At 39.6% G+C, this 7,668-nt stretch carries 7 protein-coding genes; 4 read left to right on the forward strand and 3 right to left on the reverse strand.

Going from position 1 to position 7,668, the window contains the following annotated elements; genetic code table 11:
• The 4 genes from VK097_RS03065 to VK097_RS03080 all read left to right on the forward strand — a co-directional run.
• Positions 1-561 (forward strand): LysR substrate-binding domain-containing protein (locus VK097_RS03065; RefSeq protein ID WP_324210330.1); only part of this gene is annotated, 561 nt, incomplete at its 5' end.
• A gap of 632 nt (positions 562-1,193) precedes the next feature.
• Positions 1,194-1,709 (forward strand): acyl-CoA thioesterase, encoded by a 516-nt coding sequence (locus VK097_RS03070; RefSeq protein ID WP_324210331.1) that lies wholly within the window; start codon positions 1,194-1,196, stop codon positions 1,707-1,709.
• A 21-nt stretch (positions 1,710-1,730) separates the two neighbouring features.
• The gene (locus tag VK097_RS03075) at positions 1,731-2,102 is read left to right on the forward strand and encodes a hypothetical protein (RefSeq protein ID WP_324210332.1); all 372 of its coding nucleotides are present in this window, start codon (positions 1,731-1,733) and stop codon (positions 2,100-2,102) included.
• A 172-nt stretch (positions 2,103-2,274) separates the two neighbouring features.
• Complete coding sequence (locus VK097_RS03080) at positions 2,275-5,697, forward strand: hypothetical protein (protein ID WP_414672149.1); 3,423 nt, start codon at positions 2,275-2,277, stop codon at positions 5,695-5,697.
• A 100-nt stretch (positions 5,698-5,797) separates the two neighbouring features.
• Here VK097_RS03080 and VK097_RS03085 read toward each other — a convergent pair whose 3' ends face one another.
• The 3 genes from VK097_RS03085 to VK097_RS03095 all read right to left on the reverse strand — a co-directional run.
• Complete coding sequence (locus tag VK097_RS03085; RefSeq protein ID WP_324210334.1) at positions 5,798-6,016, reverse strand: helix-turn-helix domain-containing protein; 219 nt, start codon at positions 6,014-6,016, stop codon at positions 5,798-5,800.
• Between the two features lie 10 nt (positions 6,017-6,026).
• A complete protein-coding gene (locus tag VK097_RS03090) occupies positions 6,027-6,506 on the reverse strand; it encodes a DUF2975 domain-containing protein (RefSeq protein WP_324210335.1) in 480 nt (159 codons plus the stop codon).
• A gap of 259 nt (positions 6,507-6,765) precedes the next feature.
• A partial coding sequence (locus tag VK097_RS03095) for a sensor histidine kinase (protein ID WP_324210336.1) occupies positions 6,766-7,668 on the reverse strand: 903 nt, incomplete at its 5' end.

The raw sequence follows: 7,668 nt of genomic DNA on the forward strand, positions 1-7,668 counted from the left end.
CAGGAATATCCTGAGATTACTTTCCAGTTAGTAGAGGATGGTTCAAAGCGAATTGAAGAAAAGGTAGTCAATGATATACTGGATTTTGGTGTTGTCGTGCTGCCGGAAAATCATGATCTATTTGACTATTATACTTTCGTACAAGAAGAATTAAAGCTTGTTGTACCGGCCGCTCATCACCTTGTTCATAAACAAATCGTTTCCCTGAAAGAACTGAAAGGGGAAGACTTTATTATGTTTAATCAGGACTTCGCATTACGGGATCGCATTATTAATGCTTGTAGTGAAGCGGGATTTATACCTAGTATAATATCTGAAACCTCGCAACTGGATTTCATTGAGGAGATGGTAGCATCAAACCTCGGAGTTACATTATTACCGGAGAGTACATATACAGAATTGACAATGGATGTGAAGGAAATATCATTATCCAATCCTAAAATTGGCTGGAACCTTGCGATCATATGGAAACAAGAAGATCATATGTCACAGGTGGCAAGGGAATTTATTCGTTTTGCCAAGGAAAGGCTTTCCCAAAACAATCATAAAGAAGATAATTAAAAAGGTTTCCTTTCTATATGGAGGAGGCTTTTTTTAATGGCATTTTTCGGTAGGCAGCGATTACACTTCCCATCGAAAAGAGCTGTTGTTTATAACACAAAATATATAAACTGCGACGTAAGTGCATTGTTTTCCGCTGCGGACCGTTGCTTTCCGCGGGCACGGCTTCAGCCTCCTCGAGAAACCCACTCTGCGGGGTCTTCAGACACGTGCTATTCCCGCAGGAGTCAACGATCCTCCGCTCCAAACAACCACCGTATTAACAACAACAATGATGAAATAGATAAGCACAACACCAGCGGAGAAAATACACGTAGACTCCTGCGGGAATAGTGGCCAGAGTGAGACCCCACAGAACGATAGTTCGAGGAGGCTCACGGGTCACCCGCGGAAAGCGTAGTGTGTTTTCGGAGCGGTATGTTACGTCGCAGTTTACATCAACTACGGGGATTGAAAGTAATAAGACTTACGGGATTTTTTAGTTTTTCTGAAAATAAAGCCCTTACATAACAGTTTGTTATATCCGACATGTGTTATCGGCATTGTACTTCAGTCTTAGTGGTGTTCTATAATTGATATTATAAAGTTAGATTCATGCACATCAAATGCATGTAAAGATAAGGTGATTGATTATGGAGTTAAAACGAACAAAAGAAACGCGAATTATTCAAAATGATCAGGTGCTCATTAACGACCTGAATAATTATCATACATTATTTGGTGGCGTGCTGATGCGGAAGTTAGATGCTTGTGCAACGCTTTCTGCCCGCAGGCATGCCAGAGTGAAAGAATGTGTCACAGCTTCAACCGATTCAGTAAATTTTATTGAACCAATCACAGTAGATGACTCGGTTTGTATCGAATCATTTGTTGCTTATACAGGCAGAAGTTCAATGGAAATATTTTGCAAAGTGACTGCTGAAGATATGGTGACCGCCAAACGCCGAATTGCTGCCACAGCATTTCTAACCTTTGTGGCATTGGATGTAAATAAAAAACCAATCGAAGTTCCGGGAATTATTCCCGAGACAGAAGAAGAACAATATCTTTATGAAACCGGAAAAGAGCGAGCGAAAATACGTAAATTAAAGCGGGAACAACACAAAGAATTAATAAGCAAGTTAACCGTAGCTAAGCCGTGGGATTAATATAACGATGGAGGAGTTCAAATGATTACAACATCAAGTTTCAGCGAATTAATGCAAGCGAAAAATGCAATTGAAGAGTTAAAAATGGAAAAACCGGATGTATACAAAAAGTTTGCACATATTATTCACCTGACATATCAGCTTCAATTTAAGTTTCAATATATGGGAAGTTTAATTATGGATGAAGATTCGACTAAACATTGCCCAAAAGTACAGGATGACTATGTTTTAAATGTGTATCAGACAGAAATTAAAAAACTCAAAGCGGATAGTGAAGTTTTGAATTTAAAACAACTGCTGGCAGAATATAAGCAGCTTGGTTATGCTAAATTAAGTGATTTAGTAATGGGGAAAAACCCTGAAGTATTGGTAGGTCCGGCAATAGAACGTTAACTAAATCCGATTGATAGATCATGCAAAGTGGGACGAAGGGACAGGTCCCTTGTCCCACTGTTGAAGACGTTCCTCTTTTTTGAATATCCCTATGAATGACAATACATATACTGGTATAATCAAAGCATAATGTATAGGAGGTATCAGTGAGGGGGCGTTAGTATTGGATCAGGTGAAACCGGAAGACCGGCGGAAAATTGTTGAGGAAGAGCTAAAGCAACTGAAGGAAGCGCAATATATAGAAAAGAATGTTTATTTTCATGTATTAGAGGCTCATGATCAGTTGTATGCCGACCGCAAACAAGCGGAAAGTACAGCGAAAGACGCGTATGTTGAAATGAATGATGTAGAGAAGAGCAAGGAAGTGCCAGCACAGCCGAAAAAAGTAAAGAAAACGTTATCACCACAGGAGGTCCGTGAGCGTAACATTACGTGGGCCTTGAACCTTGGCGTAATCTTGCTGCTTATCGGGGGCTTAGTACTTGCGACAAGTACATGGGATATACTGGATAACTGGATGAAGACCGGGTTAATCGCGCTTGTTTCGGCATTGTTCTTTGGACTGGCGTCTTTTACGAGGCGTATACTGAAAATCAGGAAAACTGCTTTTGCATTTTATGTGCTTGGTGGTTTATTTTTACCGATTATTATTTTATCAGCAGGCTATTTTGAACTAATTGGTACTTATTTTTCCTTTTTTGGTGAGGGGCGTTATGTATACGGAACTGCTGGAAGCCTAGCCATTTTACCGGTGTATCTATTTCTTGCTGTAAAATTGGCTTCACGATTGTTTGTTTGGTTTTCCTATATCACATTTACTATATTTGCCGGTTTTTTCATCGCGGCATTCCATTTGCCAATTGATGGTTTCTATTTTGGGATTATGGTGTTTAATGCCACCTTAATAACAGGGTATCATTATTTGAAAAAACAGGAGCGGTTTCAACTTTTTATAAGGGAATTTGTTGTTTATGTCCAGGCAAGTTTAATTCTGTCTACTTTGTTGATGCTCACTATTTATGACCATGAGCTCGTTTATAGCTTTAACTTATTTCTTACGGCTGTCCTATATTTTGCCATGATTTTTGTTACGAATCATAAGGGATATCATGTTGTATTTAGTGTGATGCTTGTATACGGAGCTTATCAATTGATAGAGTTTTCGGCATTAAACGAGGTTGGTGACATTGCTTATGCACTGCTCGGGTTTGTGTTTTTGGCATTACCAAAGCTAGTAAAGGATAGTAGTTCGCTTCAGAAGGCTTTTCGTTACACGAGTGCAATTGTTTCTGCGTTAGCTTTTCTCTATATCAGCATGGAAGGAATCTTGTTGCGTATGAATGAACCTTCCGTTATTTTGCTGCTTGCCTATGTCATAATAGCTTTGAACTTTTTATATTTGTCAAACAACCTAAAGCGAAAGTTATTCCACTATTTAAGCCCAGTGTTTTTCATGGCTGCACTATATGAGGCTGTATTACTGGGACAGGAAATATTCGGGTATGAACATTTGAGCTTGCCACTATTTATCGCTGGTTTATTTCTCTATATTGTGTTTGGCTGCTGGATGAAGCCTAGATTATTTCAGCCGGTTAAAGCAAGCGCACGTGATGTTGGTGGTATGGTGATGCTGATTTGTATTCTAGGAAGCTATGGATTCATACATTGGTGGCAGGTTGGTAGTATGTTTTTATTGTTGGCTGTCGTTGCACTATTCATGGCGCAATTTGAAAAGCGGGCACTATTTATCGATGCTTCTCTCGCCTCTTGGATGCATGCAGTAGCGTTGGGCTTTGCTGTTTTCGCTTATTATACTGGATCCAAGACAGGTGAAAATGTGTATGGCCCGTCCCAGGTGGAGGCGGAGAGCTTTATCCTAGCTGGGATCATCGTTCTTCTTGTCAGTTTTTTATGGAGACAGTTTCAGAGAAAAGCTTTTTATGATCATGGTTTTTTTGTTTCCCATGGGTTTTATTTACTGGGTATGCTGATGACCTTTTCATTCTTGTTCAATGATTTCATGCGGGCCTTGATTGTTCTTGGTGGAATAGGAATGGCCTATTTGTTATATAGAAAAACAAAGTGGGTGGCTATGCCCTATATCATCAGCGGGCTTTCCATGGTGTTTTATTTAACCATTGTGTATGCAATTTACACGGAATTTACGATTCAAACAGACTTGTATCATGCACTGCAATTCGTGACAGGGGCGGGCCTGCTTTTAAGTACAGGATCGCTGATCGGGAAAAAGGACAGTGCACTGATGAAAAGTTACTGGTGGGCAGGGCATCTTTATTTGCCAGTATCATTAATGATTACTTTTCTACTATATGGCTCTATCGCTGTTTGGGCATTTATTGTTGGTGCCGTACTTTACGGAATAAGTGTACAGAAAGCTGAACGTAACTGGATGGTCAACACGTTTCTTTATTTCTTGTTCACGTCCGTTTGGATTGCCGTCAGTCAGGGAATGTTTTTACTGGAATTAGGGGAGCATATGCCCTATTCCTTTTTAATCCTAAGTATTGCGTTTGCTGTAGCTTGGTATGTAAGTAAGGGAAGGGTATGGAAACGACGAATCGCTTACTATAAAGTCCCATTTACCTTTATTGGGATCATTGCATTTACATTCGTTATGCCCTATGATCTGATTTCATTTGTTGTAACATTGCTGTATGTCGCGCTTTTGTTATTCCTTTTGCATCAGGAAAAGTGGGATATCTATAATCTGTTTCCACTGTTGATCGTCTTTTATGTACTTGGGTTATACGGTTCTAACCACTCGGATTGGGAGTATTTCATGCTGCTGGCTGTGGCTGGATTTGCTGGATTATATACAGTGATCGGGATGCTGACTTATCCATTTATTTATGGAAAAGGGAAAGAGAAAGTGGATCTTCCAGTAATCGATTGGTATACGGTTATCGGTTTTATAGCACTATGTGGCTTGTACGGATTGACAAAAGAAGCATTATGGACGAAGCTCCTGCCTGGTCTGCTTATCTCTGGTAATCTCATGTTGCAACGGAAACGAGTTCCGGATTTGGCACCAAAGTGGTTCCTGTTTACGGCCTGTACCTTTTTACTACAGCCTTATTATACGGTGTTGATTCATACGGATGTTATTCCAACTTTGATTGAGCGGGAGATGTATGTATTGCCATGGATTGTTCTCGTGATTTTTTTGAAAAAGATTACGGATAAGTCTTATAAAAGTCGTATTAAGAATATACAGTGGGCAGTCCTGGTTATTGTATCCCTTCTCCTTATCCAGGATGGCATGGCAAGCAACACGATCTACGACGCGTTAATCATCGGTACGTTATCACTCGCTTCCATATTGGGTGGTATATTTTATCAGATAAAGTCTTTTTTCTTTGTCGGTGCGGGTGTCCTGCTTTTAAATGTTTTCCTGCAAACAAGACCATACTGGGGAAATCTGCCGTGGTGGGGTTATCTGTTGATTGCGGGTTCTATATTGATTATTGTCGCCAGCTACAATGAATGGCATAAGCAAAAAACATCAGAAGGGAAGGAAACATGGATTACTCTTTTTAAGAAAAAAGTGATAGAGAAGCTGAAGAAGTGGGAGTAGTAGAACGGGGGACGAAGGGACAGGTCCCTTGTCCCTCGTCAGCTGGACAATCTTCTGCAAAATGGGACGAGGGTCCCCCCGTCCCAATATCTCCGCTTTATTATTCCTCAGTATCTTCACTTTTGTATTCTAAAATATCTCCAGGTTGACATTCTAAAGCCTTGCAAATCGCCTCTAATGTTGATAATCGAATCGCTTTTGCCTTTCCATTCTTCAAAATAGAAAGGTTAGCCATTGTTATTCCAACCCTCTCTGAAAGTTCTGTTACGCTCATTTTTCTTTTCGCCAACATCACGTCAATATTGATTATAATCGCCATTGTTTTCACCTCAAACCGTTAAATCATTTTCTGATTTTATATCGATAGCATTTTTTAATAGCTTTTGAAGGACAGCGGCAAAGACAGCAATCACCATGGAAGCAAAAGTAATGATCAATCCAATTAACATGACACCTGGAGCGTCGTCTGCATCTGCTATGAGATAGATGATTGGTAATTCCGCTATATACAAGATACTGATTGTGATGGCAGAGTATTTTATATTCTTTAAAGCCTCTACGGAAACTTGCGAGAACGCTTTGCTCTTATCAATATAGTTTAAAAGTTTTAAAGTCTGATACAGAGCAAAGAAAAACACTATCGCTGTTGCATACATACCGATTAAAAAGAGATATTTCATATAGGAGAATTCTGGAGTTATTTCTGCCACATATTCCGATAATCCAGGCAATAAAAAGATACATAAAGCAAGGACAGGGAGTCCCATAAGAACAACAACGAACTTTAAAAAGAATGTTTCCCGTTTCATAAAAAGCACCCCAACTATTTATTGTTTATTTGATTTTAACACGGAGTTTATCGTTTCACAATAAAGTTTTATTGAATATCACCACATTAATGTTGTTATAATCGCCATTTAATTTTGGATAAAATAAAAGACATCCCTCATTACAAGAAATGTCTTATAACTTTAAACAATTGAATTAAGATACCAACAAAAAACGCTTGTGATTTCCAATGTGAAAATCACAAGCGTTTTGACTTATGAATTGCTTATTTACATCTATTTACTCTACCCTCGGCAATACGATCCAAAAGGTATTGCTATCAAAAGTTGTTTCAATTCCTATTTCCCCATGATGATGATGTTCCACAATTTTCTTTGTGATCGCAAGTCCTAGTCCTGACCCGCCTGTAGCGCGGCTGCGTGAGGAATCGAGTCTGTAAAATCGTTTAAACACATTTTCCTGCTCCGCACCCAGTATTGGTTTGCCAGGCCCCGAAACGGAAATTTTATAATGCGAACCTTGCACCTCACCTGTCAGTACGATTGGTCCGATACCTTCATAATAAATAATTGCATTATCAAGTAAATTGCTGATCGCCTGCTGGATACCTTCAACGTGAAAAGGTAATATGCACGGTGCAGCATGTACTTGTATGGCTATATTTTTTTGATTCAGTGTCCATTGGAACATGGATGCACATTGCTCAAGCACCTCTGAAATATCAGTGGTCTTCTGGTTGGCAAAAGATTGTGCGGATAAATGATCCCATTCCTTTAATTGCTCAAGTTGCGCCACCATTTGCGACAAGCGATTTGATTCCTGGTGAAGGGATGTGAACAATGCTTCGTCTCCTGCGATAGTCCCGTCCTTTAATGCTTGCAGGTACCCGTCTAAATTTGACAAAGGCGTTCTGATTTCATGGGATAAATCAGAAACGAGTGTTTTTCGCTGCTGTTCATTCATTTGCAGTTGTTTAATAAGCCCATTATATTGTGAAACCAGTTGTCCGATTTCGTCATTTTTATAAACTTCGATTGGTTCGGGGTAATGTCCTCGTTTCAATTGTTCCGTAGAAGCCATCAAGCTGCGGATTGGTTTGAGCAGTCGCTTCGTTAGAAAGAAGTGAAGAACACTTGCGGTAATAGCGACAATGATCATGAAAACCCATAAGTATCCGAGCAA

The sequence above is a fragment of the Lentibacillus sp. genome (assembly GCF_035301675.1).
Lineage (GTDB): Bacteria > Bacillota > Bacilli > Bacillales > Amphibacillaceae > Lentibacillus.